At 65.2% G+C, this 26702-nt stretch carries 25 protein-coding genes and 1 pseudogene; 17 read left to right on the top strand and 9 right to left on the bottom strand.

The features are described 5' to 3' along the window. Positions 1-23 precede the first annotated feature (23 nt). Entirely contained in the window at positions 24-584 is a 561-nt protein-coding gene (locus ACQY78_RS05000; RefSeq protein WP_428683341.1) for a 2'-5' RNA ligase family protein, read from the top strand. 141 nt (positions 585-725) lie between these two features. Here the strand turns inward: ACQY78_RS05000 and ACQY78_RS04995 are convergent, their stop codons facing one another. Continuing rightward, a complete protein-coding gene (locus ACQY78_RS04995; protein ID WP_428683339.1) occupies positions 726-1181 on the bottom strand; it encodes a hypothetical protein in 456 nt (151 codons plus the stop codon). Positions 1182-1475: 294 nt separating this feature from the next. Between ACQY78_RS04995 and ACQY78_RS04990 the strand changes: the two genes are divergently transcribed. After that, positions 1476-2450: a hypothetical protein gene (locus ACQY78_RS04990; RefSeq protein ID WP_428683337.1), complete on the top strand. Its 975-nt coding sequence runs from the start codon at positions 1476-1478 to the stop codon at positions 2448-2450. 49 nt (positions 2451-2499) lie between these two features. Here the strand turns inward: ACQY78_RS04990 and ACQY78_RS04985 are convergent, their stop codons facing one another. Beyond that, positions 2500-3288 (bottom strand): hypothetical protein, encoded by a 789-nt coding sequence (locus ACQY78_RS04985; protein WP_428683335.1) that lies wholly within the window; start codon positions 3286-3288, stop codon positions 2500-2502. A 634-nt stretch (positions 3289-3922) separates the two neighbouring features. On the opposite strand from ACQY78_RS04985, the gene ACQY78_RS04980 reads away from it, so the two are divergent. The 5 genes and pseudogenes from ACQY78_RS04980 (at position 3923) to ACQY78_RS04960 (ending at position 9168) form a co-directional block, all read left to right on the top strand. Next, entirely contained in the window at positions 3923-4135 is a 213-nt protein-coding gene (locus tag ACQY78_RS04980; protein WP_428683333.1) for a hypothetical protein, read from the top strand. Between the two features lie 354 nt (positions 4136-4489). Continuing rightward, positions 4490-5218, top strand: a complete 729-nt coding sequence (locus tag ACQY78_RS04975; protein WP_428683331.1) for a dihydrofolate reductase family protein — start codon at positions 4490-4492, stop codon at positions 5216-5218. A gap of 91 nt (positions 5219-5309) precedes the next feature. Further along, positions 5310-6518, top strand: a complete 1209-nt coding sequence (locus ACQY78_RS04970) for a putative DNA modification/repair radical SAM protein (protein ID WP_428683329.1) — start codon at positions 5310-5312, stop codon at positions 6516-6518. After that, positions 6515-7933: a UdgX family uracil-DNA binding protein gene (locus tag ACQY78_RS04965; RefSeq protein WP_428683327.1), complete on the top strand. Its 1419-nt coding sequence runs from the start codon at positions 6515-6517 to the stop codon at positions 7931-7933. Before ACQY78_RS04970 ends, ACQY78_RS04965 begins: the two co-directional genes overlap by 4 nt. Before the next feature lie 312 nt (positions 7934-8245). Further along, positions 8246-9168: pseudogene (locus ACQY78_RS04960) on the top strand (IS110 family transposase). Positions 9169-9223: 55 nt separating this feature from the next. Here ACQY78_RS04960 and ACQY78_RS04955 read toward each other — a convergent pair. Beyond that, positions 9224-9700, bottom strand: coding sequence for a PaaI family thioesterase (locus tag ACQY78_RS04955; protein ID WP_428683325.1), 477 nt, complete (start codon positions 9698-9700; stop codon positions 9224-9226). A 31-nt stretch (positions 9701-9731) separates the two neighbouring features. Then, on the bottom strand, positions 9732-10664 hold the full coding sequence (locus ACQY78_RS04950) for an IclR family transcriptional regulator (protein ID WP_428683323.1): 933 nt from the start codon (positions 10662-10664) through the stop codon (positions 9732-9734). Between the two features lie 278 nt (positions 10665-10942). Here ACQY78_RS04950 and ACQY78_RS04945 point away from each other — a divergent pair, with 278 nt between their 5' ends. The 3 genes from ACQY78_RS04945 (at position 10943) to dxs (ending at position 14072) form a co-directional block, all read left to right on the top strand. Continuing rightward, positions 10943-11197, top strand: coding sequence for an exodeoxyribonuclease VII small subunit (locus tag ACQY78_RS04945; RefSeq protein WP_428683321.1), 255 nt, complete (start codon positions 10943-10945; stop codon positions 11195-11197). 78 nt (positions 11198-11275) lie between these two features. Next, on the top strand, positions 11276-12115 hold the full coding sequence (locus ACQY78_RS04940) for a polyprenyl synthetase family protein (RefSeq protein ID WP_428683319.1): 840 nt from the start codon (positions 11276-11278) through the stop codon (positions 12113-12115). Between the two features lie 40 nt (positions 12116-12155). Next, positions 12156-14072: a 1-deoxy-D-xylulose-5-phosphate synthase gene (gene dxs / locus ACQY78_RS04935; RefSeq protein ID WP_428683317.1), complete on the top strand. Its 1917-nt coding sequence runs from the start codon at positions 12156-12158 to the stop codon at positions 14070-14072. On the opposite strand, the gene ACQY78_RS04930 is transcribed toward dxs, so the two are convergent. From ACQY78_RS04930 to ACQY78_RS04920, 3 genes are all read right to left on the bottom strand, one after another. Further along, positions 14069-15475, bottom strand: coding sequence for an amidase family protein (locus tag ACQY78_RS04930; protein ID WP_428683315.1), 1407 nt, complete (start codon positions 15473-15475; stop codon positions 14069-14071). The two genes, dxs and ACQY78_RS04930, sit on opposite strands and share 4 nt — an antisense overlap. 198 nt (positions 15476-15673) lie before the next feature. Continuing rightward, on the bottom strand, positions 15674-16336 hold the full coding sequence (locus tag ACQY78_RS04925; RefSeq protein WP_428683313.1) for a peroxiredoxin: 663 nt from the start codon (positions 16334-16336) through the stop codon (positions 15674-15676). A gap of 52 nt (positions 16337-16388) precedes the next feature. Next, positions 16389-17132 carry an SDR family NAD(P)-dependent oxidoreductase gene (locus ACQY78_RS04920; RefSeq protein ID WP_428683311.1) on the bottom strand — a complete coding sequence of 248 codons (744 nt, stop codon included), beginning with the start codon at positions 17130-17132 and terminating at the stop codon, positions 16389-16391. A 38-nt stretch (positions 17133-17170) separates the two neighbouring features. Between ACQY78_RS04920 and ACQY78_RS04915 the strand changes: the two genes are divergently transcribed. Further along, positions 17171-17926: a TlyA family RNA methyltransferase gene (locus ACQY78_RS04915; RefSeq protein ID WP_428683309.1), complete on the top strand. Its 756-nt coding sequence runs from the start codon at positions 17171-17173 to the stop codon at positions 17924-17926. Here the strand turns inward: ACQY78_RS04915 and ACQY78_RS04910 are convergent. Together ACQY78_RS04910 and ACQY78_RS04905 are read right to left on the bottom strand one after the other, a co-directional pair. After that, complete coding sequence (locus ACQY78_RS04910; protein WP_428683307.1) at positions 17901-18863, bottom strand: methyltransferase; 963 nt, start codon at positions 18861-18863, stop codon at positions 17901-17903. The two genes, ACQY78_RS04915 and ACQY78_RS04910, sit on opposite strands and share 26 nt — an antisense overlap. Continuing rightward, on the bottom strand, positions 18860-19912 hold the full coding sequence (locus ACQY78_RS04905) for an alcohol dehydrogenase (RefSeq protein WP_428683305.1): 1053 nt from the start codon (positions 19910-19912) through the stop codon (positions 18860-18862). Before ACQY78_RS04905 ends, ACQY78_RS04910 begins: the two co-directional genes overlap by 4 nt. A gap of 204 nt (positions 19913-20116) precedes the next feature. Between ACQY78_RS04905 and ACQY78_RS04900 the strand changes: the two genes are divergently transcribed. Genes ACQY78_RS04900 through ACQY78_RS04875 form a run of 6 tightly spaced genes read left to right on the top strand, consistent with a single transcriptional unit; the run spans position 20117 to position 26670 of the window. Beyond that, complete coding sequence (locus ACQY78_RS04900; RefSeq protein WP_428683303.1) at positions 20117-21337, top strand: amino acid ABC transporter substrate-binding protein; 1221 nt, start codon at positions 20117-20119, stop codon at positions 21335-21337. Between the two features lie 6 nt (positions 21338-21343). Further along, entirely contained in the window at positions 21344-22195 is an 852-nt protein-coding gene (locus tag ACQY78_RS04895; protein WP_428683301.1) for a branched-chain amino acid ABC transporter permease, read from the top strand. Continuing rightward, a complete protein-coding gene (locus ACQY78_RS04890; protein WP_428683299.1) occupies positions 22192-23940 on the top strand; it encodes a branched-chain amino acid ABC transporter ATP-binding protein/permease in 1749 nt (582 codons plus the stop codon). The genes ACQY78_RS04895 and ACQY78_RS04890 overlap by 4 nt, the downstream gene beginning before the upstream one ends. Continuing rightward, entirely contained in the window at positions 23930-24637 is a 708-nt protein-coding gene (locus ACQY78_RS04885; protein WP_428683297.1) for an ABC transporter ATP-binding protein, read from the top strand. Before ACQY78_RS04890 ends, ACQY78_RS04885 begins: the two co-directional genes overlap by 11 nt. 9 nt (positions 24638-24646) lie before the next feature. Next, positions 24647-25429, top strand: a complete 783-nt coding sequence (locus ACQY78_RS04880) for an FCD domain-containing protein (protein ID WP_428683295.1) — start codon at positions 24647-24649, stop codon at positions 25427-25429. Positions 25430-25440: 11 nt separating this feature from the next. Continuing rightward, positions 25441-26670: a VOC family protein gene (locus ACQY78_RS04875; protein ID WP_428683293.1), complete on the top strand. Its 1230-nt coding sequence runs from the start codon at positions 25441-25443 to the stop codon at positions 26668-26670. Positions 26671-26702: the final 32 nt, after the last annotated feature.

Below are 26702 nucleotides of genomic sequence, written 5' to 3'. Positions count from 1 at the left end.
GTTCGGGACGAGACATGATTACGGTGAGGCCGACCGACCGGCTGTTCTTCGCCGTGCTTCCCGACGCGGAGACGGGAGAGGCGATCTGCAGTGCCCGGCGTCACCTGTGCGAGAAGGCGGGCCTCCAGGGGACGGAAGTCCCGCCCGAGCAGCTCCACGTCACGCTTTGGCGCGTCGGTGACTACGTGGTGCCACCGACGGCGGAAGACATCGACGCGATTGTGCGGCAGGCCAGCACGGTCGAAATGCCACCGTTCCGGCTTTCCTTCGGGTCCGCAAAATCGCACAGCCGAGGCGCCCTCGTGTTGTGTGGCGGCAGGGGCAGCGCCGATCTCGAAAACCTTTCGACCCGACTGCGCGATGCGCTGACTTCGCCCGGCGCGGAAAGAAGGCGCGCCTTCCTGCCTCACATGACGCTCATGAGGAGCGAGACGATCCTGCCCGAGCGCCGCATCAAGGCGATCGGCTGGACGGTGCGCGAGATCGTTCTCGTGCACAGTCAGCTGGGCAGGGCGAAACATCGTGCTGTCGGGCGGCTGCCGTTGAGGGGACGGCAGTTGCCGTTGCCGGGATTCGATTTCTGAGCGACCGCCTTGGGCTATGATGCGTGCATGAAACTCGGGCGACCTCTGCCGGGGCGATGGGTCCCGCGAGGATGAAGCCGGCCATAGGCCGAGCACGCCGGTCGCGTACAGCGTCTACAATCGTGGGGGAGGCGACCGCCGCTAGTCATTCAGCTGCAAATGAGGCCTGAAGACGTCTTCGATCTTGTCGTACTGCTCTTGGATCCATTCTCGATCGGCAAGGTATTTCTTCCTCGCTTGCTCCTGCAGCGGATGCTCCGTCCGCTTCAGGGTCTCCTGTCCGAGCGATAGCTCGATCATCCGCTTTCGAAGTTCATCAAGGTAGATTTTCACGTTTTGGTCTTTGAATAGGAACGTGGCCCCCTTGGTTCCAAGAAGGAACTCGTTGTCGTCAGCGAAGGTGGCGCCGCCTTGCGTGGTCGCCTTACCAAGGTAAGAGCGAGCAGCCTCGAAAACGGCAAATCGCTTGTCGAAGTGGTCAAGGCGAAGCTTGGCCCGTGCAATTGCAACCTGCTGCTTAGTGAACCAGTACCCAATGAAGCCCAGCCCTACGGTTGTGAGGATCTGGACGATAGACAGGACCGTTGTGCAGGACATGGAGTGCGCCTCCCGCTAGTGAGTTGCCATCTGGCATCGGCAACCTGTGGATGCGCAAGCGCCTGCGGCAACCCTTGGCTGAGTGGCAGAGGCCGGCAGCTGTGGCTGAGCGAATGCCCACAATGACTGAAGGCGCCTGTAAGTACGGCAATCACGACGGTCGGGGCGGTGGAGGTCACCCCTTTCTGTACCGTATAGCGGTGCCCGGCGTCGTTCGGAGTGAGGCCATTTGCGGGTGATTTGTCACATCGGCTTCTGTCACTTACCAATACGGGGCATAATGGGGAGAGTTCGGTGTCTGATATCCCACATTACCGGTTGTATGGAGACGGCGATCCCTCGATTGAAAACTCGATTCAGCCACAGCTGGAACTTAGGGAGTGGGACGGCCTGACGGTTGCCGAGAAGCGCATAGCTCTCAAGGAAGTGACAAATCGTGGGTGGCTAGAAGAGGGCGGATGGCTGCTGGAGACGATTGAGTACTTGAACCAGCGGTTCCTGCGCGACTGTCCAGGAAAAGCGCTGCACTCAATCAAGCCCGACAGGTACGCGCCAACGAATGAGTCGGCTCGGAGAAAAGCCGCTAAGGCGGACTTCGAAGGTATATCCGTCGACGGATCAGCACCTCTGGTCTACCGAATGCTCACCCGGTTCGCGCAAAGTGCGATCGCTGCACATGAACTCGCAGCCGCGAAAAAATCTGCAACGCCCGACGAACGCAAGAGGCATGTCGATGCAGCATTCCAGAGGTTTGATCGCTTTGCTAACGCTTTGAATCACATCTTCAGCCAATTTGCGGTGAACCAGCAGTTGACCCGCGGTGGGTTGGTGCCCCGTCAAGATGAGCAGATTACGACGAAACTCTACGAGCCAACCCTCAGGGCGCTTTCTGATCCAAAGTGGTCGTCTGTTAGTGAGGACCTACGAGGAATGTTCAGTGATTATCGACAGCAAAATTACCCAGAGGTGATCACGAAAGCGCATGCGGCCGTTCAGCGATTCTTGCAGATCGCTGTCGGTGAAGAAGGGAAAAGCGGAAAAGGTGAGCTTGCTAAGCTGTTCGCTGATGCAAAGCGGCAAGGGCTTATCCCGGTCAATAGATTTATTGAACCGGTCGTTGCCGCGATTCTGGGCTTTGTTCCTGCCGAGCGGGCGACGAATAGCACCGCCAAACCTGCAGTAAAGTTGACGACCCCGGCCGATGCATTGCTAATGATGAACGTCGTTATGGTTTTGCTTCAGTATTGCTTGCAGAACGAACGCAGTTGAAAAGCCGCGTATCCAGTGTCCGCGCAAAAAGGGTTCTGGATTTCTCCTTTCACGCTAGCACCCCAAGCGTAAATCCCAGGCCGGGACCCTTAATGGTCGGAACACGTCCGTGCGTGGCAAATGCCACGTCATTCCAATAGTCCGCGAACCAATGGACTTTTTCGTAATGTCGGGGCCGGTCCACTGCGGCGTTGAGCCGAGCTTGAATCATCTCGGCCATGCCGTTGTAGGTACTAAGAAGCCCCAGTCGATCGTCTTTGTCTCCGCGGAGCACTACGTCAATTAGGCGCAGAACGTGTAGGAAATAGGGGCCATCTGAAGCTTGTTTAACGTATTCAGTGCGATCAGGCTGATCCTGCGCGATGCGGATCGCTTCCTTTGCGACATCGCTCTCGATGACGATTCTTGGATACTTGGCAATCAAGCTCTCAATTCGATAGGCGCGAACCAATGCGTCCCCGAATACCATATTCTTATCGTGATAAATTCTGCCTCTTACGACGCCGCCTCTGACGAAATAACCCTCGGCCAGGAGGCCTGTCGTCAACTGCTCGAGGCTGAAAAGGAGCTCTCTCAATCCATCAGCAGTGACGGCTGTTGACAGGCAGACGCCGTCGGAAATGCTTTGCGCTCGTAGCGTCTTGTCGGCAGTGGCGGACGCTGAGTGATCTCTCGTGTGGACCTTGTCTAGGAGGTTCCGAATCTCCCATACGTCGACATCACCGCGGCCAATGCCTGCGATGATCTCCGAGAAGCCCAGCACGTCCACAAAGGTGCAATAGCGATCCTCGTATCCAATGCTCTCTAGCTGGCTTTGAGTTGGCAGGGCGTTGCTCACATGCTCGCCCACACGCCGACGACTCGGCGTTTGATCGTGATCATCCTAGCCACCACTTGTACGTCGACCAGCGCCTAGTAGGCGATCTGTGCGTTCATGACATCTTGGCACCGGAATTTGCACCAAACCAGAGCATCAGGAGGGGGCACGCCTGGCGGGCCCTGGCTGCTGCGGTGCTGGCCAGGGCGGCGGTGGTGGCCCTAGCCAACCACTTTTCCGGCTATCGAACGATCTGGGACCGGAGCACTCCGTAAATCGATCCGGGGCCATGACAAACAATGCGTCGATCCTCCGTTTCGAAAAACGCCACTCCGACAAGGTCGCGTCGCTTCAACCTGTAGGTCGTCTCGGTCGCCCGATCCAGATAGAGCCTCCAAAGGCCACCTCCGCTGGTTCCGCCGTATGAACGAGGCGCGCTGAAATCGTCCTGATCTCTTGGTCTGAATACCAGCAGGTCATGCTCGCCCTCTTGGCGCTGTAGCTCCACCTCTCCAAAACTGCCCAAACCAACTAGTCTTCGCTGGCTTCTGCCAGTGGGACCGGCTTCTTCAACTGACCATTCTCCAACCACTCCGCCGAGAACCGAGACGCCTGCTATATCGGGATCGGTTGTATCCGGCTGTGGCAGTCTGAAATGGGCACGGTGCTGATCACCGTCGACCACAGAAGCCTGCGCACCAAGCAGCCCTGCCTCTTCGGGCGACAAGAAGAGAAATCCGAGATCCGGCCCCGTGTCACTCCCCTTGTCGCCGCCTATCGCCAAAACCTTGTCGTCATTCACCTCCACGGCAAGGCTTTGTCGCGCCAAATGTCGAACAGGGAAGGTGGCAATCCGCGTGCGACCTGACTGCCGCGGAAGGATCCGGAGTACGTGCGCGCAGGTAAGAATACCAAAGATGTTCCCAAAGCGAACGACGGTCCCGGAGCCGAGCGGAGCAGGAGGTGTCACGCCTGCATCAACGAATCCGACTGTGGATCGCGCCACGAGGTCGTGGACCAATGATTCGAGCTCAAGTGCCATGGTTGATCGTCCTGAAGAAGGATATCGCACTCCGCCGCCCCTAGCGCGACGAATGATATTTGGCACTGGAAGTGGCACCGGACTAGTAAATACGCGCCAAAGTTCGGGGATACCACGAGTGGCCGCTGTTCTCGGAAAGGCCTACACAACACTACATCTTCGCATCACCGGAGACAGTCGATGACGACGAACCGGCGTCCCTATGTCCTCTGCCACATGGTCTGCAGCGTCGATGGCCGCATCTGGGGCAGCCGCTGGCGGCCCAAGGTCAATGTCGTGCCCAACCTGTTCGAGCGGCTGCACGACCAGATGGGCGGCGGCTCGTGGCTGTGCGGTCGCGTGACCGCGCAGGAATTCGCCAAGGGCACGGAGCCGCACTATCCGCCGACCGACCAGGTGTTCGCGCGCGAGAACTGGTTCGCGCAGCGCGAGGCCAAGGCGTGGGGGATTTTCCTCGATGGCCACGGCAAGGCGGTGTGGGCGCGGCGCGACATCGGTGGCGATCCGATCCTCGTGATCCTGACCGAGGCCGTGCCGGATCGGCACCTCGCCGGCCTGCGGGCCGATGGCGTCTCCTACATCTTTGCCGGCAAGACCGAGATCGATCTGTTGGCAGCGATCGAGACGCTGAACCGCGAACTGGGCATCGAGCGGATCATGCTGGAGGGCGGGGGCGGCGCGAACGGCGCCTTCCTGCGCGCCGGGCTGATCGACGAGTTGAGCCTCGTGATCTGCCCGGTGATCGATGGCAGCACCGGCGGCCCGATCGTGTTCAATTCGGGCGACGCCGATCTCGGTCCGGCGCCGATCGAGAGCATGACGCTCGTGAGCCACGACGTGCTCGAAGGCGGCACGATGTGGCTCCGCTACAAGCTGCGTTCGATAGCGACCGAAGCGAGCCGGTCATAACACCCTGTTTTTAAAGTCGAATCCGGCAAGGCTTGCGCTTTGGCTGAAAGAGAACATATAGAGAACAACGCTCGCACCTCAGGAGTCGTTGTTGGACGAAAAGCTCACGACCAAGCTTCGCATTCTTTCGGACGCGGCCAAATATGACGCCTCCTGCGCGTCGTCGGGCGCGCCGAAGCGCGCGGCCGGGCTCGATGGCCTGGGCTCGACCAGCAACGGCATCTGCCACGCCTACACGCCGGACGGGCGCTGCGTGTCGCTCCTCAAGATCCTGCTGACGAACTATTGCCTGTTCGACTGCGCCTATTGCATCAACCGTCGCTCCTCCAATGTCGAGCGGGCGCGCTTCACGGTCGACGAGGTCGTCTCGCTGACGCTCAACTTCTACAAGCGCAACTACATCGAAGGCCTGTTCCTCTCGTCCGGCATCATTCGCAATCCCGATCACACGATGGAGCAGCTGGTCCTCGTGGCGAAGAAGCTGCGGCGCGAGCATGGCTTCGCGGGTTACATCCATCTCAAAACGATTCCCGAAGCCAATCCCTGGCTGATCGAGCAGGCCGGCCTCTTCGCCGACCGGCTGTCGATCAATATCGAACTCACCTCGGCCGGAAGCCTTCAGCGCCTAGCACCCGAAAAGAAGGCGGCGTCGATCACCGGCGCCATGGGCCAGATGAAGGAGCGCATCGACGAGGCCAAGGAAGACCGTCGCAGATTTTCTCCCGCGGGTCAGAGCACGCAGGTCATCGTCGGGGCCGATGCGACCACCGATGCGGCGCTGCTGAGCACCAGCGCCTTGCTCTACAAGGACTATGCGCTGCGGCGTGTCTATTACTCCGCCTTCAGTCCCATCCCGTCGCCGAGCGCCGTGCTGCCGCTCAAAGCGCCGCCGCTGCAGCGCGAGAACCGGCTCTATCAGGCTGACTGGTTGCTGCGCTTTTACGGGTTCTCCGCCGACGAGGTCGTGAGCGCCAGCCGTGACGGCATGCTCGATCTCGACATCGACCCGAAATCGGCCTGGGCGCTGCAGAACCGCGACCGCTTTCCGCTCGACGTGAACACCGCTGATCGCGAAATGCTGCTGCGCGTGCCCGGTCTCGGCGTGCGCTCCGTCGACAAGATCATCGCGGCGCGGCGGCACGCCCGGCTGCGCCTCGCCGACATCGGTCGGCTGGCGCGCAGCGTGAAGCGACTGCTGCCGTTCCTGATCGCCGCCGACTATCGGCCGACGAAAATCTCCGACCGGGCCGATCTTCGCACCAACCTGGCGGAGGCGCCGGCGCAGGGGAGTCTCTTTTGATCGGCGTCGCGCTGCAGGAAGGCGCCGACCTCGATGGCTTTCGGGCCGCCGTTCGCCGGCTTGCCGCGCGCAAAGCGCCGCCGGAATCGGTTTCCTGGAGCGCGGCGGGCGAAAGCGATCTGTTCGGAGGCGGTCAGGGAGAAGCCGACGGCGCGCCGCCCGTCGGATTGCCCCGCGCGCTGGGCGAGCTGATCCGTCTGGTGGTCTGCCATTCCGACTGCGAACGATATGCCTTGCTGTATGCGGCGGTCTGGCGGGTGCTGAACGGCGAGCGCGCGTTGCTCGACGTCCAGAGCGACCCGCTGGTCCATCGCCTGGAGGGCATGGCCAAGTCGGTGCGCCGCGACCTGCACAAGATGCACGCCTTCGTGCGCTTCCGCGAGACGCACGATCCCGACGGCACCGAAAGGTTCGTGTCCTGGTTCGAGCCCGAACATTTCATCGTCGAGGCGACGGCCGGCTTCTTCGTCGAGCGTTTCCGGAGCCTTTTCTGGTCCATCCTGACGCCGAAGGGCTCGCTGCACTGGGATCGCGCGACGCTGACGGTCGGGCCGCCCGCGCAACGCAGCGACGCGCCCCAGTCCGATGGCTTCGAGGCGGCGTGGCGATGCTACTACGAGAACGTCTTCAATCCGGCGCGCCTCAATCCCAAGGCGATGCGGCAGCACATGCCGGAGAAATACTGGCGCAATCTGCCGGAAGCCGCGTCCATCGCCGGCCTTGTGCAGCAGGCGCCGGCGCGGGCCCGCGAGATGATTGCGCGCGAAGCGGCGGAGCGGGAGAAGCGCGACCCGCTCAAGGCGGTGGCGGCGATGGCGGAACAGGGGCCGCGGACCCTGGAGGAGCTGAACCGGCTTATCGCGGCGTCAGAGCCGCTGACGCCGGGGGCCGATCGCGCCGTGCTGGGCGAAGGACCGATGGAGCCCATGGTTGCGTTCGTCGGCGAGCAGCCCGGCGATCAGGAGGAGCGCGAAGGGCGGCCCTTCATCGGCCCGGCCGGGCAGCTCTTCGACCGGGCGCTGGGCGAGGCGGGCATCGATCGTTCTGGCGTTTACGTCACCAATGCGGTGAAGCATTTCAAATACGAGCCGCGCGGCAAGAAGCGGCTGCACAAGCGGCCCAATCCCAGCGAGGTGAAGCGCTATCGCTGGTGGCTTCAGCGCGAGCTTTCCTTCGTGCGGCCGAAGCTCGTGGTCGCGATGGGCGGGACGGCGCTGCTTGGCCTGACCGGCAAGCCGCTGTCGGTTCTCAGAACGCGCGGTCCGATCGCCTTCGACGGGGTGCCGGGCTATGCCACCGTCCATCCGTCCTATTTGCTGCGCCTGCCGGACGAAGCGGCCAGGCGCGAGGCGTACGATGCGTTCCGCGACGACCTGGTTGCGGTGCGCCGCCTGATTGTGGCGAATGGAAAATAGCTCGTTCCGCTGAGCATCCAAGCTTCCACAAAGTCCTCTTCCTGAGGAACGCTTCATCGGAGCGCGTCTCGAAGGATGGGCACGAGCACTTCGTGCCCATCCTTCGAGACGGCCGCTTCGCAGCCTCCTTGTATCAAGAGAGCGCCGCGCCGGCGTAGAGTTGCGGGTGCGGTCTCGGTGGAGAGCCCGTTGTCTCCTGGGGCCAGCAAGCCCGTTCCTGAGCTCGGTGCCTCCACCGTTGATTTTGTGATCCCGAACGGTCGCCTGGGCCGAACCGCGAGCCCGCATGCGCAAGGATGGGAGCCAAGATCCATGTTCGTTGGCATCGATGTGGCGAAGGATCGCCTGGACGTCCATGTGCGACCCGCCAGTGAGGCCTTCACTGTTGGTCGCGACGGAGAAGGTATCGAGGAACTGGTCGGGCGGCTGAGTAGAATGGCCCCGCTCTGATCGTGCTCGAGGCAACCGGTGGCTTCGAGACGATCGTGGCGGCAGGCCTGGGAGCAGCCGGCCTGCCCGTGGCGGTCGTCAACCCCCGGCAGATCAGGGACTTCGCCCGGGCTACCGCACGGCTGGCCAAGACCGATACCCTCGATGCCGCTGTCATCGCTCACTTCGCCGAGGCGGTGAACCCACCGGCGCGGCCGCTCGCCGACGAGCAGTCCAGGCTGTTGGGAGAACTGATGGCTCGCCGCCGTCAGCTCATCGAGATGATCGGAGCGGAGAGCAATCGCCGGCGCATGCTCACCGTGCGGCGGGCCCTGAAGACCGTCGATCGCGTGCTGGCGACCTTGAAGGCCCAGCTCGAACAGATCGACGACGACATCGACGGTGCCGTCCGCGGAACTCCGGCCTGGCGCGAGGCCGAGGATCTTCTGATCAGCGTTCCAGGCATCGGGCCCAGGATCGCCCGCACCCTGATCGCCGAACTACCCGAACTGGGCCGCCTCGGCCGACGCGAGATTGCTTCCCTGACTGGCGTCGCCCCGTTCAATCGCGACAGCGGCACCCTTCGCGGCCGCCGCACTATCGCCGGCGGACGACCCGTCGTCCGGGCCGCCCTCTACATGAGCATCCTCGTCTCAATCCGCCGCAAGCTGCCGCTAGCGCTGACTTATCACCGCCTGCGCGCTGCCGGAAAGCCGGCGAAGGTCGCCATCGTCGCCTGCATGCGCAAGCTCGTCACCATCCTCAACGCCATCCTCAGGGACAAAAAGCCATGGGCAACCGCTTGACCGACACGACGGTCGCTCAGGATGAGGTTTTGAGGGCAACTGGTGGCGAAGAGATTTAGTCCGCAGCCTGCTGGTCGAGGAATTCGAGCGTGCCGTCGCTGCGCTCGCCCTTCAGGTAGCGGAAGGTGCCGGCGCCGGTGGCGAGCAGCTCGTTCGCCTGGTTGTAGATCTCGGTCTCGGCGGCGAAGGTGCTCTGGCTGGTCGAGGGACGCCAGGCGCCCAGGATCGTGAGCACGTCGCCTTCGCGGCCGGCCTTGATGAACTGGGTCGTGAAGGCCAGCGTCACGGAAAGCCGCCGCGCCGTCGCCGTCTCGTTGAAGGTGCAGGCGAAGCCGCTGGCCGAATCGAGCAGCGTCATCAGCACGCCGCCGTGCAGCAGGCCGTTGGCGTTGCAGAGTTCGGCGCGCACGTCGAGGCGCATCTCGACGAAGCCGTGCCGCCACGCCACGACCTGATGGCCGATCACGCCATTGAAGCCGCGGAACACATACGGAGCGACCGGCCGTGCGTCGGCCGGTCGTTGGATAGCCATGTCTCAAATGCCTCGAGAAGAGGGGGCGCGCCTAGCGGCGCGCCATCGCCGACATCGGGGGACGATGACCGTTGGCCATCATTGGACGCATTGCCGGGCCGGCCGAGGCCGTGATGGCCGGCTGCGCCGCCATGCCGGTGCGGATGTCGCGCGCGACCTTGACCAGGCGCGGGCCCCAGTCGGCTTCGAGACGGTCGCGGCTGATCTGGTAGATCGGCGCCGAGGCGTTGACGGCGTAGGCCGCCGTGCCGTCGGAGTTGCGCAGCGGGGCGCCGACGCCGCAGAGCTCGGGCAGCCACTCGCCCCAGGTGACGCAGAAGCCGCGGTCGGTCAGCTCCTTGAACGAGCGCTCCAGCCCGGCCTTGACCTTGGTCCAGTCGTCGCGCCAGCGGCGGCGGATGGCGTCGATCTGCTTGTTGCGGTCGACGTCCGGCAGCGTGAACAGGTAGGCTCGGCCCATCGCCGTGCTGGCCATCGGGACGCGCGTGCCGACATCGTGGGTGATCGCCACCACGGACGGGCCGCGGCAGGCTTCGAGGTAGATCATCGAGTGACGGTCGCGGCCGCCCAGGGCGGTCGAGGCGTTTAGCGCGTGGGCGAGCTGCTCCAGCGGCTGACGCGAGGCGCGGCGGACGTCCATGCTCGAGATCGCGGCATAGCCCAGCGCCAGGACCGAGGCGCCCAGCTCGTACTTCCGGAAGCGGCGGATGTAGTTCAGGTAGCCCAGCTCGGTCAGCGTGTGGGTGAGGCGGGCGACGGTCGGCTTCGGCAGGCCGGTGCGATGTGCGATCTCCTGGTTGCCCAGCATGCCCTCGCCGGCGTGGAAGGCCCGGAGGATGTCGAGGCCGCGGGCAAGCGCCGTGACAAACTGGCGATCCTTGCTGCTCGACCCTTCGGCGAGGCCATTTTCGATAGAGCTCTGAAAGGCCGCGGTTCGCGTGACGAGATGACTGACGTTGCCCATGGGCGTCTGCTCCTTTGGTGAATGGCCGTTTATTTCTTTGCGGAGCGGAACCTGCCATCGGCTCACTCGGGCCGCAATGCGCAGATCGGGGTTTTGTCCTGCGAACGTGCAAAGCGGCCATGTCAGAGATGCGTGAATTGATTATCAACAGTTGCACTCGTGCAGTTCTGCTCTCTGATTCGGGAATTTTCGGCCTATTTTGGTGACGCGAGCGGCATCTTTCGACATGTTCGCCGCGGCCGGTTACCATCCGGGCCAACCCCTTCGAGAGGCAAGAATTGGCCAAAGAACCCACACTTCCTAAGGACATCACGGCGCTCTCCTTCGAGGATGCGCTCAAGGAACTGGAAGGCATCGTCCAACAGCTCGAACGCGGCCAGGTGAAGCTCGATGAGGCCATTTCCGCCTATGAGCGGGGGGCCCTGCTGAAGCGCCATTGCGAGCAACGGCTCGCCGAAGCCAAGATGAAGGTCGAGAAGATCGTCTTCTCCGCCGACGGTTCGGTCGCGACCCAGCCCGCAGAACTCGGCTGATTCCTGCCCATGCCGTTGTCGTCGCACACCCGGTTTGACGCTGCGCTGTCGTTTGCTGCGCAATCCGTCGAACGCACCATGGAGCGCCTGCTGCCCGCCGGCGTCTCGGGCGAGGCCCGCGTCTTCGAGGCGATGCGTTATTCCAGCCTGGGCGGCGGCAAGCGGCTGCGCGCCTTCTTCGTTCTGGCCGGCGCCACCCTGTTCAAGGTCGGCACGATGCCGGCCTTGCGCACGGCCTGCGCCATCGAGTTCGTGCACGCCTATTCGCTGATCCACGACGACCTGCCGGCCATGGACGACGACGATCTGCGCCGCGGCAAGCCCTCTTGCCACCGCCAGTTCGACGAGGCGACGGCCATCCTGGCCGGCGACGCGCTGCAGGCGCTGGCCTTCGAGGTGCTCGCCCACGAGGATACGCATGGCGACCCGGCGGTGCGCATGGCGCTGGTCGCCGAGCTGGCGAAAGCCGCGGGCGCCCGCGGCATGGTGGGAGGGCAGATGCTCGACCTGCTGGCCGAGCAGGAGGGCTCCGACCAGTCGATCGGCGCCATCACCCACCTGCAACGGTTGAAAACCGGTGCGTTGATCTCATTCTCGTGCACCGCCGGGGCGATCCTGGGCAAAGCCGGCGATATGGCGCGGGCGTCGCTGTCGGCCTATGCCCACGATCTCGGCCTCGCCTTCCAGATCGTCGACGACCTGCTCGACATCGAGGGGAGCGCCGCCGAGCTCGGAAAGACGCCGGGCAAGGACCAGGCGGCAGGCAAGGCTACCTTCGTGTCTGTTCTGGGCGTAGAGCGTGCGCGGGCGCAGGCGGGGATGCTGGCGCGACAGGCCGCCGCGCATCTCGAGCCGTTTGGCGAGGCGGCGGATTTGCTAAGGCAAGCCACAGAATTCGTCGTGGCGCGCCGCACCTGAAGTTGGGGCACGGGGCGCCGTGCAGGAGTATAGTTTTTCAATGACCGGCCAAAGCACGACGCCGCTGCTCGATACCGTCGACGTTCCCGCCGACATCCGCCGCCTGCGCGCCGAGCAACTGCCTCAGCTCGCCGACGAGCTGCGTCAGGAGACGATCTCGGCCGTCTCGGTCACCGGCGGCCATCTCGGCGCGGGACTGGGCGTCGTCGAACTCACCGTGGCGCTGCATTACGTATTCGACACGCCCAAGGACCGTCTGATCTGGGACGTCGGCCACCAGGCCTATCCGCACAAGATCGTCACCGGCCGCCGCAGCCGGATCCGCACCCTGCGCCAGGAGGGCGGGCTTTCCGGCTTCACGCGGCGCTCGGAGAGCGAATACGACCCGTTCGGCGCAGCCCATTCCTCGACCTCGATCTCGGCCGGACTCGGCATGGCCGTGGCGCGCGACCTCGCGGGCGGCTCGAACAACGTGATCGCGGTGATTGGCGACGGCGCGCTCAGCGCCGGCATGGCCTACGAGGCGATGAACAACGCGGGCGCGCTGCGTTCGCGGCTGATCGTGGTGCTGAACGACAACGACATGTCGATCGCGCCGCCGGTCGGCGCCCTCTCGGGCCACCTCTCGCGCCTCCTGTCGGGCCGGCCCTACGTCACGCTGCGCAATCTCGGCCGTAGCTTTGCCGAGAACCTGCCCAAGCCGCTGGAACTCGTGGCCAAGCGTGCCGAGGAATTCGCTCGCGGCTTCGTCGCCGGCGGCACCCTGTTCGACGAGCTGGGCTTCTACTATGTGGGCCCGGTCGACGGTCACAATCTCGACCATCTGCTGCCGGTCCTGAAGAACGCCCGCGACAGCGATCTCGACAAGCCGATCCTGGTCCATGTCGTCACCAAGAAGGGCAAGGGCTACGCCCCGGCTGAGGCGAGCGCGGACAAGTACCACGGCGTCGTGAAGTTCGACGTCATCACCGGCAAGCAGTCCAAGCCGGTCGCCAATGCGCCGCAATACACCGCGGTGTTCGGCAAGGCGCTGATCGCCGAAGCGGAAGCCGACAAGAAGATCGTGGCCATCACCGCGGCGATGCCCTCGGGCACCGGGCTCGAAAAGTTCGCCGAGCGCTTCCCCGAGCGCACCTTCGATGTGGCCATTGCCGAGCAGCACGGCGTCACCTTCGCCGCCGGCCTTGCGACCGAGGGCTTCAAGCCCTTTGCGGCGATCTACTCGACCTTCCTGCAGCGCGCCTTCGACCAGGTCGTGCACGACGTCGCCCTCCAGAAGCTGCCGGTGCGCTTCGCCATCGATCGCGCCGGCCTGGTCGGCGCCGACGGCGCCACCCATGCCGGTTCCTTCGACGTGGCCTTTCTCGGCTGCCTGCCGGACTTCGTCATCATGGCGGCGGCCGACGAACTCGAGCTGATGAACATGGTGGCGACGGCGGCGCAGATCGATGATCGCCCCTCGGCCTTCCGCTATCCGCGCGGCGAGGGTGTGGGAATGGAGCTGCCGGCCAGGGGAACACCGCTGGAGATCGGTAAGGGCCGGATCGTGCGCGAGGGCACCAAGATCGCGATCCTGAATTTCGGCGCGCGTCTTCAGGAATGCCTGGTGGCCGCCGAAGATCTCGGCGCCAAGGGCCTCAGCACCACGGTGGCCGATGCCCGCTTCGCCAAGCCGCTCGACACCGATCTGATCCGCCGGCTCGCGCGCGAGCACGAGGTGCTGATCACGATCGAGGAGGGCTCGGTCGGCGGCTTCTCAAGCTTCGTGCTGCAGTATCTCGCGACGGCAGGCCTGCTCGACGGCGGGCTCAAGGTGCGGCCGATGGTTCTGCCCGACCGCTTCCTCGATCACGCCGCGCCGGCCCGCCAGTACGAGTGGGCCGGGCTCAACGCTCCGCAGATCGTGGCAACGGCGCTCGCGGCGCTCGGCCAACAGACCGAGCGCGCGCGCGGCTAGCTGCGCGGGTCGATCGGCGTGAGGCGAGGGGCATGAGCCTCGATGACCTCCGCCGCGTCGAGGCAGAGATCCTCGCGGAAGCGGGCGGCGATCACCTGAACGCCCACGGGCGTGCCGTCGGCAAGGCCTGTCGGCACCGAAACCGAGGGATAGCCCAGCACCGGTGTCGCCAGCAGGCAGTGTTGCGCCGCCATCATGCGATCGACGATCGGCTGGTCCTGCAGGTCGAGGCCGTCGGGGAACGGCAGGACATGCGACACCGGCACGACCGCCACCGCATACTCCGCAAAAAACAGGGACCAGGCCCGCATCAGCGCAAGGCGAAGGCCGAACGCATCGAGCAGGCCGTCGGCATCGACCTCCGGCACGTAGCGCAGATGGCCCTCGACGTTGCGCCGGGCTGCGGCGTCGCCCAGCGCCTGCACGGTCGCGACGAAGCCGCGGCGCTCGTCGTTGACGACCATCCGGTGCCACAGCTCGGCGGCTTCGCCCAGTCGCGGCGGCGCGACCTGTTCGACCGCGTATCCTGCCGCCTCCAGCGCGCGTCCGGCCTGCTCGACGGCAGCCCGGACCTCCGGCGCCACGTCGTCGAACGGGGCGGGCGCGATAGCGGCCCGCAGGGGACGGGACGGTGAAGGACCCGTGATCGGCGCCGGAACCCAGTTGGGATCGCGCGCATCGCCCATCGCCATGGCGGCGAAGGCGAGGCGCACGTCCGCGACGGTGCGGGCGAGGGGGCCCTGCACGGACATGAGCTGCGCCGTGATCGGCCGTTCGGCCGTCGCGGACGGATTGAAGGCGGGCACTCGGCCCGGCGTCGGACGCAGGCCCGCCACGCCACAGGCATAGGCGGGATAGCGGATCGAGCCCCCATAGTCGTTGCCATGTGCGATCGCGCCCATGCCGGCGGCCAGTGCGGCCGCCGCGCCGCCGCTCGATCCGCCCGGTGTCAGGCCCTTGCCCCACGGGTTGCGCGTCAGGCCGTGCAGCTCGTTGTCGGTGAACCAGCGGTGCGAGAAGGCGGGCGTGTTGGTGCGGCCGACGATGACCGCGCCCGCCTTGCGCAGGTTGGCGACCACCGGGCTGTCTTCGGTCGCCACCAGGTCGCGAAAGGCCACGACGCCGTTGGTCGTGGCTCGGCCCTTGGTGTCAACGTTGACCTTCACCGTCACCGGCACGCCGTGCAGCGGGCCGCAGGCGGCCCCGCTGCGGCGTTCGGCGTCGGCCTCGCGCGCGGCCTGCAGTGCCTCGTCGGCCATGACGTCGACCACGGCGTTGACCTGCGGATTGACGGCCTCGATGCGACCCAGGACGGAGCGGGTGGCGTCCTCGCTCGAAACCGCGCCCCGCGCGATCGCCTGCGCCAGGTCGACCGCCGACCAGCGCCAGAGTTCGTCCGTCATCCCGTGTCTCCTGCGAATTCGACGTTCAATTCTTTCACCTCCCCCGTCTTACGGGGGAGGCCGGGAGGGGGAAAGCAACGCGATGAATTGTAAGGTGGAGAGAGGGCCGGACCTGTGGCTTTCCCCCTCCGGCCAAGGGCGCTGTAACCAGCGCCGGGGCCACCTCCCCCGTAGGACGGGGGAGGAAAGTAATTTTTCTCAGGCCTTGGGCTGCGGAACGATGCGCAGGTAGGGCTTCGGCGCCTTCCAGCCGTTCGGGTACTTGGCCTTGGCGGCTTCGTCGGAGACGGCCGGGACGATGATCACGTCCTCGCCGTTCTTCCAGTTGACCGGCGTCGCCACCTGGTGCTTCGCGGTGAGCTGGCAGGACTCGAGCAGGCGAAGCACCTCGTCGAAGTTGCGGCCGCTGCTCATCGGGTAGGTGAGCATCGCCTTGATCTTCTTGTCGGGGCCGATGATGAACACCGAACGCACGGTGGCGTTGTCGGCGGCGGTGCGGCCATCGGACGTCGCGCCCGCGCCTTCGGGCAGCATGTCGTAGGCGGTCGCGACCTTGAGCTCGGGATCGCCGATCATCGGGAAGGTCACGGCGTGGCCCTGGGTCTCCTCGATGTCCTTCGCCCACTTGGAGTGGTTGGTCACCGGATCGACCGAGAGGCCGATGATCTTGGTGTTGAGCTTGTCGAACTGCGGCTTGAGGCGGGCCATGTAGCCGAGCTCGGTGGTGCAGACCGGCGTGAAGTCCTTCGGGTGCGAGAACAGGATCGCCCAGCTGTCGCCGATCCACTTGTGGAACTCGATCGGACCCTGGGTCGTCTCGGCCTTGAAGTCGGGCGCGGTCGAGTTGATGCGAAGCGTCATGGTGAAGTCCTCCAGTTTGCGGCCCGCACCTCAACTCTTCCGACGAGCGCGGTCAAGCCTTGGCAGGAATCCAGCTCATAAGGCCCAATCCACCATCAACTTCCACTGTCGTACCCACCACGTAACGGCCAAATCTTTCCGAGAGAATCGCGACGGCGACCTGGGCGATGTCGTCGGGCGTGCCGGCGCGGCCGAGCGGGATCTGCGCGACCAGCTCGGCGAGATTGTCCGCCACGAAGCCGCCGCCCGGGATCGCGCCCGGCGCGATCGCGTTCACCCTGATGCCGTCAGGTGCCAGCACGCGCGCGAGTTCCTTCATCACCATGGTCATGCCGGCCTTGGACGCACTGTAATGTGGGAGGTTGCGCGGCGTCTCGCGGTGCTGCGAGGTGACCAGGATCATGCGTCCCTTGATCCCGTTGTCGCGCATGTGGCGGCCGGCTTCGCGGGCGAGGAAGAACCCGGAACGCAGGTTGATGTCGGTCATCAGATCCCAGGTCTCTTCGCTGACCGACAGGGACGTGTCGACCTCGAGACGCCGCGGACTCGCGGCATGGACGAACAGGGAGATCGTGCCGAGCCTGTTCACCGCAGCGTCGAGCAGTTCCTTCCAGCCGTCCTTCCTGGAAAGGTCGGCTTGCAGGAAGTCGATGCCATCTTCGACGGGCGGGGCGGCGATGTCGCTGCCGAGCACGATCGCGCCCTCGGCCTTCAAGGCCTTCGCGATGCCGCGGCCGATGCCGCCGGCGCACCCCGTGATCAGGGCGCGCTCGCCTTCCAGAAGTTTCATGCTCATGCCCGGCATGCTAGCAGGTCCGGGGAAGGGAGACAGTATTGGCGAAGACACGGCTGGACGTGGCCCTGGTCGAGCGCGGGCTCGTGGAAACGCGTGCCGCCGCGCAGCGACTGGTCATGGCCGGGCTCGTCTTTTCCAACGACCGGCGGCTGGAAAAGGCGGGGCAGGGCGTCGCCGCCGACACGCCGCTCGAGGTGCGCGGCCAGCTCCATCCCTATGTCTCGCGCGGCGGGCTGAAGCTCGAAAAGGCGCTGGATCATTTCGCGATCCCGGTGACGGGTCGCATCGCGCTCGATGTCGGCTCCTCGACCGGTGGCTTCACCGACTGCCTCCTGCAGCGCGGCGCGGCGAAGGTCTTTGCCGTGGATGTCGGCACCAACCAGCTCGCCTGGAAACTGCGCACCGACCCGCGCGTCGTCTCGATGGAGAAGACCAATATCCGCGACGTCACGCGGGCGGAGATTCCCGAGCCGATCGACCTCGTCGTCTGCGACGCCTCGTTCGTCGGCCTGCGCCTCGTCCTGCCGGCTGCGCTCGCTCTCGCCGGCCCGGGTGCGCATCTCGCGGCCCTCATCAAGCCGCAGTTCGAGGTCGGCAAGGGCCGGGTCGGCAAGGGCGGCATCGTGCGCGAACCCGAGCTGCACGCCGAAGTCGTCGAGACGATCTCGTCGTGGCTGGCCGAGCAACCCGGCTGGCAGGTGCTGGGCGTGACGGAGAGCCCGATCACCGGCGCGGAAGGCAACAAGGAGTTCCTGATCGCGGCCGTTCTCAACGGCGCGCCAGCGTCACCCTGAACTTGTTGTTGTCGGCCAGCGTCTCGAACGATGTGAAGTGCGTCTTCAGCAGGGGCTCGTAGGGCAGCCCGCGATTGGCGACCATGTAGAACCGGCCCCTGGGCTTCAGCGCCTTGGCTGCGACGGCGATGAAGCCCTGGCCCAGCGAGGGCTCTGCGGCGCGGCCGGCATGGAAGGGCGGGTTGCAGACGATGGCGTCGTAGGTCGCGGGCGCTGCCTCGTTGATCAGATCGAGCCAGTGGAACGTCGCGCGCGGGTCCGTGACATTCACCCGGCTCGCCTCGACCGCACGATGCTCGGCGTCGATGCCGTCGATCTTCGTCACGGCGGGGCAGGTGTTCAGCACGTGCCGCGTGAGGAAGCCCCAGCCGCAGCCGAAATCGGCAATATGTCCGAAGAGGTCGTGGGGCAGGTGCGCGGCCAGCAGCTCGGAGCCGCTGTCGACATGATCCCACGAGAAGATGCCGGGCTGGCTCTGCCACGAACCGTCGCCGACGGAATGCAGGGTCGCGAGTTTCTGCCAGTAGTCGGGCGGGGCGTGGGTTGCCTTCACGAACCAGAAGACGCGGCTGTGGAACTTCGACAGCGAGTCGACGCCCCCGAACGCCTTGCCGACCTGCTTCTCGAGGCTGGCAGCGCCGTCGTCGTTGGCGCCGCTGCAGACGAGCGTGCCGCCGGGCGCGAGCAGCGCCCAGCCGCGCGCGATGTTGGCGAAGTTCTCTTCCTTGTGCTTGGTCAGCAGGACGAGGCCGAGTTCATGCCCGCCGCTCTCCAGCCGCGGCACCGCCTTCTCCAATCGAAGAAAAGCCGGCCGAAACGACTGTTCCGCGTCGATGTCTGCAAAAGGTGGATCCTCGGCACGCAGGAAGAACGCCCGCCGTTCGGCGAGCGCTCCGGTGTCGAAGGCGTGGGCGAGGGCGCGTGTCGCCTGGCTCACGGGACGAGGACGGCCCGCCCCATGATCAGGCCCTTGCGCAGCTCCTGCAGCGTCGTGTCGGCCTCGTCGAGCGTGCGCTTGACGACGGGGACCGGTGTCACCTTGCCGGCGGTGACGAGGTCCATCATCTCCTTCATCTCGCCCGGGCTGCCGGTGACGGAGCCCACGATCTGGCAGCCGGTGAAGGCGAACATCGGCATGGGCAGGGAGAAGGTGCCGCCGAACAGGCCGACGACGACCAGCCGGCCGCCGCGGGCCAGCGCCTTGACGCCGAACTGGGCGGTGCTCTCGGCACCAACGAAGTCGATCGCGGCGCCGACGCCGGTCCCGCCGGTGAGTTCGAAGATCTTCTTGCGGGCATCCTTGTCGCGCGGATCGAGGGCGGCGACCGCGCCGTTGTCGAGTGCCAGCTTGCGCTTGTTCTCGTCGATGTCGGCCACGATCGGCGCATGGCCCAGCACCGACTGCGCGAACTTCACGCCCATCAGGCCGACGCCGCCGGCGCCGATCACCAGGATGGGCTTGCCGGCATCCTCGCCGACCGCCTTCTTGACCGCGCTGAAGGCCGTGATGCCGGAGCAGGCATAGAGGCAAGCCAGCTCCGTCGGGATGTCACCATAGGGATAGAGATACTTCGCGTCGGGCACGAGGACATGATCGGCATAGCCGCCGTCCTTGTTGACGCCGAGGGCACGCGGCGCCGGGCAGAGATGCTCGCGGCCGTTGGTGCAGTACCAGCAGGTGCCGCAGCCGATCCACGGATAGACCACCGCCTTGTCGCCGACCTTGGCGCCCTTGGCGTCGGGACCCAGCGCCACGACCTCGCCCACGATCTCGTGGCCCATGGTGCGCGGCGGGTTCATCGTCTTCTGCGTCGACACCTTGTTGCCGCCGCCCATGTCGAAGAAGCCTTCCCACAGATGCACGTCGCTGTGGCAGACGCCGGCGGCGGTCACCTTCACCAGCACCTCTGCTCCCTGCGGCGCGGGATTGCTCTCCTCGACCTTCTGCAGCGGCTGGCCGAATTCGACGACCTTGTAACTCTTCATGGGGACTTCTCCGTTTCGAACCGGGCCGGAGAATATGCCGAAAGATGTGCGCCGTCTTCGTTGTCGATGGCTCTCAAATATCGCAGAACGATTCACATTCAATGTTCTGAAAAGTTTCGAAAATCCGTTTACTTACGAGAATTCCTCCGTCACGATCTCTTTCAACGACGTTCAAATTAAGCAAACGTCGAAGGAGGAAACGGCATGCGCGAGCGGATGGGCTCATGGCGGCGTCGCCATGTGTTGGCGGGATTGTTGGGTTCGACGGCGATGCTGGCAGCGCCGGCCATCGTGCGCGCTGCGCCTTCGGGCAAGCCGGTCCGCGTGGGGGGCACGCTCTCACTGACGGGGTTCCTGGCGCAGACCGCGGTCATCCACAAGATCGCCTCGGAGATCATGGTCGAGGAGATCAACAGCCGCGACGGCTTCCTCGGCCGCCCCGTCGAGTATGTGCTGCTCGACGACCAGTCCAAGCCGGATGTGGCGCGCAGCCTCTACGAGAAGCTGATCACCGTCGACAAGGTCGACCTGATCCAGGGGCCCTATGCGACGGCGCCGATCCTGGCGGCGATGGGGGTAGCCCAGCGTTACGGCAAGGTCATCATCCAGAGCAGCATGGGCATCCCGAAGCTCCAGACCTACGACATGGCGTTTCCGGCGACACCATTCGGTCCGGAGCCCGACAAGACCTATCCCAACGTGATCCTGGATGCGATGGCCACCCTGCCGGCACCGCCCAGGACTATGGTGGTGCTGACCAGCAAGTTCCCGTCGGCGCAGTTCATGGCGCACGGCATGAAGACCGAGGCCGAGAAGCGCGGCGTGAAGGTGCCGCTCTACCTGGAATACGAGGCGGGCAACCGCGACTTCGGCGCCATCGCCGCACGCGTGAAGGAGGCCAATGCCGACTTCCTGTGGGTTGGTTCGCTGGGATTGGAGAGCAACCAGATCCTCGAAGCGCTGCGCAAGCTCGACTACACCCCGAAGGGCAGCTTCCACCTCTATCCCGCGCCCGGTCCGCTGGCCCTGTCGCCCGACGGCAATCTCGCTTGGTCCTCGACGTTCCTCGAACCCGACGAGCCTTTCATGAGCCGGCCGGGCGTCGCCAGGATCGCCGAGGCCTACAAGGAGCGCGCCACCAAGGCGAACCTGCCCTATCCGCACATCGATGCGCAGGCCGCCGGCATGGTCTCGGAGTGGCAGATCCTTGAGCAGGGCGTGAACGGCGCCAAGAGCCTCGAGGACAAGCAGATCGCGGCCTTCCTGAAGAAGAGTGTGGTGAACACGATCTACGGTCCGCTCAAGTTCGACGGTCCCTACAATCATGGCGCCCCGGCGCAGCTCATCCGCCAGGTGCAGAACAAGGAGTGGAAGGTCGTCTGGCCCAGGGAGTTCGCGGCACCCGGCGTGAAGCTGCTGCCGTAACGACGGATGCCAAGCGCAACGCTTCTCGGTCAGGCGCTGATCTCGGGCGTCCTGGCCGGCGGGATGTACGGATTGCTGGCGCTGGGCCTCAGCCTGAGCTGGGGGCTGCTGCGGCTGGTCAATCTCAGCCATTTCGCCCTTGCCTTCCTGGCGGCCTACCTGACCTACGAGCTGGGCACCACCTATCACGTCGACCCGTGGTGGTCGGTGCTGCTCATCGTGCCGGCAATGTTCGCCATTGGACTGGCGCAGCACTGGGTGTTCGTCCGCTTCAAGGTGAACGAGCTGGGCTCGCTGCTGATCACTTTCAGCTTCGCCGTCATGCTCGAGGTCGGCATCCAGCTCTACTGGACGGCGGACTATCGCCGCTTCGAGACGCACTACGCGACCTGGTCGATCAAGGCGGGGCCGTTCTACATTCCGGTGCTCGAACTGATCCTGTGCCTGGTCGCCGGCGTGCTCGCCTGGGGCACATGGCTGTGGCTGCGCAAGACCTATGTCGGCAAGGCGCTGCGGGCGAGTGCGGAGGATGCCGACATCGCTGCCGCCTACGGCATCGATCATCGCAAGCTCGCCTATCTCGTTTCAGGGATCGGCGCGGCCTATGCCGGCGTCGCCGGCACCTTCATCGCCCTGATCGCGACCCTGGCGCCGGCCCAGATCTGGGCGTGGCTGGGCGTCGTGTTCGCGGTGGTGATCATCGGCCGACTCGGCAATCCGCTGGGTGCACTGGCCGCGGGCATGCTGATCGGCGCCAGCGAGTCGATCGCCATGGCGGTCCTCAGCCCGGCCTGGGCGCCGGTCGTATCCTTTTCGGTGCTGATCGCCATCCTGCTGTGGGATCCGGAGTGGTCATGACGGCCGGACAAACCCTTCCCAAGGCCGCAGCAGTGCTGGGCATCGCGATCTTCGCGATCCTGCCGACGGCGGGCCTGCCGGCTTTCTACGACTCGTTCTTCTATCTCGTCTTCTTCTGGGTCTCCCTGTCGACGAGCTGGGCGCTGCTGTCGGGCTTCGCAGGCTATTTCAGCCTGGGGCACGCCGCCTTCTTCGGCGTCGGCATGTACACGACCGCGACGCTCACGACCAAGGCGGACATGCCGTTCCTCGCGACAGTGCCGCTCGCCGCAGCGATGGCGGCCCTGCTTGGGGTCGGTATCGGCGCGGTCGTGTTCCGCATGAAACGGCTGCGCGGCGAACTGTTCGCGCTCCTGACGCTCGCCGTGACCTTCGTCATCGCCACGATCATTCTCAACACGCCGATCGATGGCGGCGCCGGCGTCTTCATGAGTGCCGTGCCGTTGCCCCATCTGATGCCGACCCAGACCGGCACGATCTACGTGCTGGGCTTCCTGATGTGCCTGCTCACGCTCGGCATCGCCTGGTGGGTCGCCCATTCACGTCTGGGCCTCGGCCTGTTCGCCATCCATGACGACGAGGATGTCGCCGAAGCCAAGGGCGTGCCGACTTTCCGCTACAAGCTGATCGCGTTTGCGCTGTCGTCGGGCATCGCCGGTGCCGTCGGTGGCATCCACGCGATGTATGTCGGATTCCTGACGGTGGGCGGGACGTTCGAACTCACCGTGCCGCTTTACGTCGTGCTGATGAGCGTGCTGGGCGGTTCGCGCAACTGGTTCGGCCCCGCGATCGGCGCCACGCTCATCACGACGTTGCTGTACGCCTTCATCAGCGGTGGGGAGGCGATGGTCGGTCGCGCCGTGGTCGCGCTGATCCTCATCCTGGCAATCCTGTGGCTGCCCGACGGGATCGTGCCGGCGCTCAAGGCGTGGCTGAAGCGGCGGCGTCCTGTCGCGACGAAACCGCACGCCGCTGTGGTGCCGGTCGTGCCGGATACGCCGCATCATGTCGGTACGCGCAACATCCTGGAGGCCAGGGGAGCGGCGAAGCGGTTCGGCGGCCTGCAGGCGCTGGGGGGCGTCGACCTCGACGTGCGCGAAGGCGAGATCCTGGGGCTCGTCGGACCCAATGGCTCGGGCAAGACCACGCTGATCAACGTCATCTCGGGCTTCTATCCACTGAGCGGCGGCACCATCACGGTCGACGGCGCCGAAATCGGCAACCTGCCCGCCCACGAGATCGCGCGCCGCGGCGTGGCGCGCACCTACCAGATCCCGCGGCCGTTTGCGAACATGACGGTGCTCGACAATGTGGCGCTGGCAGCGACCTTCGGCGGGCCACCACGCAGTGCGGCTGAAATACGAACCGAAGCGCTGCACTGGATCGGCTTCACCGGCCTTGCCGGCAAGGAAGAGGCGCTGCCGGCCGAGCTGAACCTGCACGAGCGCAAGTTCCTGGAACTGGCCCGCGCTCTGGCGGCCAAGCCCAAGCTGCTGCTGCTCGACGAGGTCCTGTCGGGGCTCAATCCGGCCGAGGTCGACAATGCCATCCGTCTGGTGCGGGCGATCCGGGCCCAGGGCGCCACCATCGTGTTCGTCGAGCATCTCATGCGTGCCGTGGTCGAACTGTCGGACCGGGTGGCCGTCCTGAACGAAGGCAAGGTCTTCGCGCTGGGCGCCCCGCGAGAGGTCATGCGCGATCCGCGCGTCGTCAGCATCTATCTCGGCAAAGCCTATGCTGCTTGAAGTCCGCAACCTCCATGTCGGCTACGGCGATGCCCCTGCGGTGTGGGACGCGTCGCTCGACGTCGATGCCGGCGAGATCGTGTCGGTGATCGGCCCCAACGGCGCCGGCAAGACGACCCTGATCAACGCCATTGCGGGCATGCTGCGCTACCGGGAAGGCGAGCTGCGCTTCGATGGCGCCGACATGAAGCGCGTGCGCCCGCACGGCTATTGCGGTCACGGTATCGCGCTGGTGCCGGAGGGGCGGCGGCTGTTCACCAAGATGACGGTCGAGGAGAACCTCGAACTGGGCTGCTATCTGCCGGGCCCTCGCGCGGCGCGGGCGCAGTCGCTGGAGCGGGTCTACGACCTGTTCCCGATCCTGCGGCAGAAGCGGGCCCAGCCGGCCGGGGAGCTGTCGGGCGGCCAGCAGCAGATGGTGGCGATCGGCCGGGCGCTGATGGCGCAGCCGCGCATCGTGCTGTTCGACGAGCCGTCGCTTGGTCTCGCCCCGACCATCGTCGACGACATGTTCGACATCATCGTCCGGGTGCGCGACGAGGGCGTCGCCGTGCTGCTGGTCGAGCAGAACGTCGTGAAGGCGCTGAGCGTCGCCGACCGCGCCTACGTGCTGGAGCAGGGGCGCATCGTGGCCACAGGCCTGCCGGACGAGCTAATGAAGCAGCCGCACATCCGCGAAGCCTATCTGGGAGTTTGAGGAGCCTTCATGGCCAAAGTCCTGCCCACCACCCCGTTTGAGGGCGCCAACGAGAACCTGTCGGCGACGACCGCGCCCCAGGATGTCAGCCGCGAGGACGCGGCGACCTTCGACGTCCTGCGCAAGATGCGCGAGGACATTCTGTGTTGCGTCCTGAAGCCCGACCAGAAGCTGAAGTTCGGGGAACTGCGCCAGCGCTACGACACCAGCGTCGGCACCCTGCGCGAGGCACTGTCGCACCTCGTCTCGGAGGGGCTCGCCCGCACCGAGGCGGGCCGCGGCTTCCAGGTGTCGCCGATCTCGCTGGCGGACTTCCTCGATCTCTCGGAGTTGCGCGTCTATCTCGAGACCAAGACGCTGGCGGAGGCCATTCGCCACGGCACCGATGCCTGGGAAGCCGAGATCGTCAGCTCGTACTTCCTGCTGAGCAAGCTCGCGGCGCCCAAGCCGGACGATCCGCTTTCCGTGAAGCAGGAGTGGGGCAAGCGCCACAAGCGCTACCACGATGCGCTGGTTGCGACCTGCCGTTCGCCCTGGTCGCTTCATTACCGCAGCGAGCTGTTCGATCAGGCGCGCCGGTACCACTGGCTGACCATGATCCACAGCCGGCTGCATCGCCGGAACGAGCATCTCGAGATTCGCGACGCCGTGCTGGCACGCGACTCCGATCTCGCCTGCTCTCTGCTGGAGCAGCACATCCGGACCACGGTCGAGCAGGCGGTGGCCGACGTTCCTGGCCTGATCCGCGGCAACGCCCGCGTGCTCAAGCCCGGTAAGCGCCGCAAGAACTAGGGAGAGACGCCATGGATACGATTCAGAAGGCAGCAAGTTACGATGTCGGCGGCGTGCGCTATCCGCGGCCGTTCAAGATCCGCCGGCTCGGCCATTTCGGCTTCAACGTGGCCGACATGGAAAAGGGCCTCGATTTCTATCAGCATCTGCTGGGCTTCCGCGTCACCGACACGCGCGATTTCTCGAAGGTGCCGGGGCGCGAGGAGATGGCCAAGCGTCTTCAGGATCCGCGCATCGTTTTCATGAGCCACAATTCCGACCATCACGCCTTCCTGCTGGCTCACAAATCGCTGGGCGCGATCTTCGGCGACGACGCGGTCTCGCGCGACGTCACCGTCAATCAGATCACCTGGCAGGTCGGCACGATGGATGAGGTCTTCGCCGCGGCGGACTACTTCCGTGAGCGCGATGTCGAGATTCGCAGGGTCGGTCGCGACATGCCGGGCAGCAACTGGCACACCTATATTCGCGATCCGGATGGGCACACGGTCGAACTCTACTACGGCATGGAGCAGATCGGCTGGGACGGCCGCTCCAAGCCGGAGTCGATGTACTACCGCGCCTTCCGCGAGACGCCCGAGCTGCCGCAGATCTCCGAGGAGCAGGAGGTGCGCGATGCGGTCGCCAAGGGCATCGACATCAACGCGGGCAACGTCATCCAGGATCGGACGGGCGAGGAATACATTGTTGCCGGCACGCGCCTGCCGAGGCCGTTCAAGGTCACGAGCATTGGGCCAATGAGCCTGTTCGTGGCCGATGTCGGCGCGTCGGAAGCCTTCTACACCCAGACGATGGGCTTCATCCGCACTGAAGTCGTGACCTGGAAAGGCCATCGCTGCGTCTTCCTGCGCAATGGCAGCGAACACCATTCGCTGTCGCTGTTCCCCAAGGCGCTGCGCGGCGAATTGGGACTGAACCCGGACACGAGCTGTGCCTCGATGGGTGTCGAGGTCGGCAGCTACCAGCAGCTCCGCGACGCGGTGGGTTTCCTGAAGAAGAATGGCGTTCAGTTCACCGACGCCATTCCGCCGGAACTCTATCCCGGCGTCGACTACGCCGCGCACATTCTCGATCCGGCCGGCCACTGCATCATGCTGCACTACTACATGGAGCGCATTGGCTGGGACGGCAAACCACGCCCTGCCGAGCTGCGCCGCAAGGTCGGCAAGGACTGGCCGGAGGCAATCGAGCCGATGTCTGACACCTATGCGGGTCAGACGTTCATGGGACCGTTGGGATAACGACGGCCCGAACAATGAAAAACAGGAGGAGG

It is taken from the genome of Reyranella sp., assembly GCF_965279625.1.
Lineage (GTDB): Bacteria > Pseudomonadota > Alphaproteobacteria > Reyranellales > Reyranellaceae > Reyranella.
The sequence above is the reverse complement of the archived record's forward strand: the minus strand, read 5'-3'. Positions and strand labels throughout refer to the sequence as shown.

Bases quoted from the DNA above. Each gene is read 5' to 3' on its own strand.
- ACQY78_RS04995 (WP_428683339.1), bottom strand. From the start codon at position 1,181: ATGTCCTGCACAACGGTCCTGTCTATCGTCCAGATCCTCACAACCGTA.
- ACQY78_RS04980 (WP_428683333.1), top strand. From the start codon at position 3,923: ATGGGCACGGTGCTGATCACCGTCGACCACAGAAGCCTGCGCACCAAG.
- ACQY78_RS04975 (WP_428683331.1), top strand. From the start codon at position 4,490: ATGACGACGAACCGGCGTCCCTATGTCCTCTGCCACATGGTCTGCAGC.
- ACQY78_RS04955 (WP_428683325.1), bottom strand. From the start codon at position 9,700: ATGGCTATCCAACGACCGGCCGACGCACGGCCGGTCGCTCCGTATGTG.
- ACQY78_RS04950 (WP_428683323.1), bottom strand. From the start codon at position 10,664: ATGGGCAACGTCAGTCATCTCGTCACGCGAACCGCGGCCTTTCAGAGC.
- ACQY78_RS04940 (WP_428683319.1), top strand. From the start codon at position 11,276: ATGGAGCGCCTGCTGCCCGCCGGCGTCTCGGGCGAGGCCCGCGTCTTC.
- dxs (WP_428683317.1), top strand. From the start codon at position 12,156: ATGACCGGCCAAAGCACGACGCCGCTGCTCGATACCGTCGACGTTCCC.
- ACQY78_RS04930 (WP_428683315.1), bottom strand. From the start codon at position 15,475: ATGACGGACGAACTCTGGCGCTGGTCGGCGGTCGACCTGGCGCAGGCG.
- ACQY78_RS04925 (WP_428683313.1), bottom strand. From the start codon at position 16,336: ATGACGCTTCGCATCAACTCGACCGCGCCCGACTTCAAGGCCGAGACG.
- ACQY78_RS04920 (WP_428683311.1), bottom strand. From the start codon at position 17,132: ATGAGCATGAAACTTCTGGAAGGCGAGCGCGCCCTGATCACGGGGTGC.
- ACQY78_RS04905 (WP_428683305.1), bottom strand. From the start codon at position 19,912: ATGAAGAGTTACAAGGTCGTCGAATTCGGCCAGCCGCTGCAGAAGGTC.
- ACQY78_RS04900 (WP_428683303.1), top strand. From the start codon at position 20,117: ATGCGCGAGCGGATGGGCTCATGGCGGCGTCGCCATGTGTTGGCGGGA.
- ACQY78_RS04895 (WP_428683301.1), top strand. From the start codon at position 21,344: ATGCCAAGCGCAACGCTTCTCGGTCAGGCGCTGATCTCGGGCGTCCTG.
- ACQY78_RS04890 (WP_428683299.1), top strand. From the start codon at position 22,192: ATGACGGCCGGACAAACCCTTCCCAAGGCCGCAGCAGTGCTGGGCATC.
- ACQY78_RS04885 (WP_428683297.1), top strand. From the start codon at position 23,930: ATGCTGCTTGAAGTCCGCAACCTCCATGTCGGCTACGGCGATGCCCCT.
- ACQY78_RS04880 (WP_428683295.1), top strand. From the start codon at position 24,647: ATGGCCAAAGTCCTGCCCACCACCCCGTTTGAGGGCGCCAACGAGAAC.
- ACQY78_RS04875 (WP_428683293.1), top strand. From the start codon at position 25,441: ATGGATACGATTCAGAAGGCAGCAAGTTACGATGTCGGCGGCGTGCGC.